This is a genomic window from Pseudomonas sp. HMWF006, assembly GCF_003061205.1.
Lineage (GTDB): Bacteria > Pseudomonadota > Gammaproteobacteria > Pseudomonadales > Pseudomonadaceae > Aquipseudomonas > Aquipseudomonas monsensis.
The window spans coordinates 1-2,177 of record NZ_QAIU01000608.1; the positions used below are offsets into that span (position 1 = coordinate 1).

3 protein-coding genes are annotated in these 2,177 nt (G+C 55.4%); all 3 read left to right on the forward strand.

The window, feature by feature from the left end; all coding sequences use genetic code 11:
* Positions 1 to 2 precede the first annotated feature (2 nt).
* The 3 genes from rpsD to rplQ are packed head-to-tail and all read left to right on the forward strand — an operon-like array spanning position 3 to position 2,064.
* Positions 3 to 611 (forward strand): 30S ribosomal protein S4, encoded by a 609-nt coding sequence (gene rpsD, locus DBR24_RS28275; protein ID WP_256591930.1) that lies wholly within the window; start codon positions 3 to 5, stop codon positions 609 to 611.
* Positions 612 to 633: 22 nt separating this feature from the next.
* Entirely contained in the window at positions 634 to 1,635 is a 1,002-nt protein-coding gene (gene rpoA / locus DBR24_RS28280) for a DNA-directed RNA polymerase subunit alpha (protein WP_003186012.1), read from the forward strand.
* Positions 1,636 to 1,677: 42 nt separating this feature from the next.
* On the forward strand, positions 1,678 to 2,064 hold the full coding sequence (rplQ, locus tag DBR24_RS28285; RefSeq protein ID WP_003176402.1) for a 50S ribosomal protein L17: 387 nt from the start codon (positions 1,678 to 1,680) through the stop codon (positions 2,062 to 2,064).
* The last annotated feature ends 113 nt before the right edge of the window (positions 2,065 to 2,177 follow it).

The following is a 2,177-nucleotide window of genomic DNA, read 5'->3' on the forward strand; positions in this document are numbered from 1 at the left end:
ACATTGGTCCAAAATGCAAACTCGCTCGTCGCGAAGGCACCGATCTCTTCCTGAAGAGCGGCGTGCGCGCGATCGAATCGAAGTGCAACATTGAAGCAGCACCTGGTATCCACGGCCAACGCCGCGGTCGCCAGTCCGATTACGGCACCCAACTGCGTGAAAAGCAGAAGGTCCGTCGTATCTACGGCGTTCTCGAGCGTCAGTTCAGCGGCTACTACAAAGAAGCTGCTGGCAAGAAAGGTGCAACCGGTGAAAACCTGCTGCAACTGCTCGAATGCCGTCTGGACAACGTCGTATACCGTATGGGCTTTGGTTCGACTCGTGCCGAATCCCGCCAGCTGGTATCGCACAAGTCGATCAGCGTTAACGGTCAGACCGTAAACGTTCCGTCGTATCAGGTTCGTGCTGGTGACGTGGTTGCAGTTCGCGAGAAAGCAAAAAACCAACTTCGCATTGTCCAAGCTCTCGATCTGTGTGCCCAACGTGGCCGCGTAGAATGGGTAGAAGTAGACACTGAGAAGAAGTCGGGCGTTTTCAAGAACGTTCCTGCTCGCAGTGATCTGTCCGCCGACATCAACGAAAGCCTGATTGTCGAGCTCTACTCCAAGTAAGGGCTAGAAAATAGGTGCATCCATGCAGATTTCGGTAAATGAGTTCCTGACACCCCGCCACATTGATGTGCAGGTTGTCAGTCCAACCCGCGCCAAGATCACTCTCGAGCCTCTCGAGCGTGGTTTTGGCCACACCCTGGGCAACGCGCTGCGCCGCATCCTGTTGTCCTCAATGCCCGGCTGCGCAGTAGTCGAGGCCGAGATTGACGGTGTGCTCCACGAGTACAGCGCCATCGAAGGTGTACAGGAAGACGTAATTGAAATCCTGTTGAACCTTAAAGGTCTGGCCATCAAGCTGCACGGTCGTGACGAAGTTACGCTGACCTTGTCGAAGAAGGGTTCGGGGGTGGTTACCGCTGCCGATATTCAGCTGGATCATGATGTCGAGATCGTTAATCCCGATCACGTAATCGCTAACCTGGCGTCTAACGGCGCCCTGAACATGAAGCTCACCGTAGCTCGTGGTCGTGGTTATGAACCAGCCGACTCGCGTCAGAGCGATGAAGACGAAAGCCGCAGCATCGGTCGCTTGCAGCTCGACTCTTCGTTCAGCCCGGTTCGCCGTATCGCATACGTGGTGGAAAACGCCCGTGTCGAGCAGCGTACCAACCTGGACAAGCTGGTTATTGATCTGGAAACCAACGGTACTCTGGATCCTGAAGAGGCTATCCGCCGCGCTGCAACCATCCTGCAACAGCAGTTGGCTGCGTTCGTCGACCTCAAAGGTGACAGTGAGCCAGTGGTTGTCGAGCAGGAAGACGAGATCGATCCGATCCTGCTTCGCCCGGTTGACGATCTGGAACTGACTGTACGTTCGGCTAACTGCCTTAAGGCGGAAAACATCTACTACATCGGCGACCTGATTCAGCGTACCGAAGTAGAGCTGTTGAAGACTCCGAACCTGGGCAAGAAATCCTTGACTGAAATCAAGGACGTTCTGGCCTCCCGCGGTCTGTCCCTCGGCATGCGCCTCGACAACTGGCCGCCTGCAAGTCTTAAGAAGGACGACAAGGCGACTGCCTGATCGTCGTAATCACCGAACGTAGTGTTTGGTAAGGAATGAACCATGCGTCATCGTAAAAGTGGGCGTCACCTGAGCCGCACCAGCTCGCACCGCAAGGCCATGTTCCAAAACATGGCGGTGTCGCTGTTCGAGCACGAGCTGATCAAAACTACTCTGCCAAAAGCCAAAGAACTGCGCCGCGTTGCCGAGCCGCTGATCACTCTGGCCAAGACAGACAGCCTGGCTAACCGCCGTCTGGCTTTCGACCGTACTCGTTCGAAAGCTATCGTTGGTAAGCTCTTCAACGACCTGGGCAAGCGTTACGCTACCCGTGAGGGTGGCTACCTGCGCATCCTCAAGTGCGGTTTCCGCGCTGGCGACAACGCGCCTATGGCGTACGTCGAGTTGGTTGATCGTGCTACTGCTGGCGAAGCTGTATCCGCCGAGTAAGACGTCAGTCTGAAACGAAGAACCGGGCCTAGTGCCCGGTTTTTTGTGCCTGCAAGAAAATGAGCGGTTCGTACAAGCTTCCGACATTGTTCTGTTGTCACTATGTGCTGGGA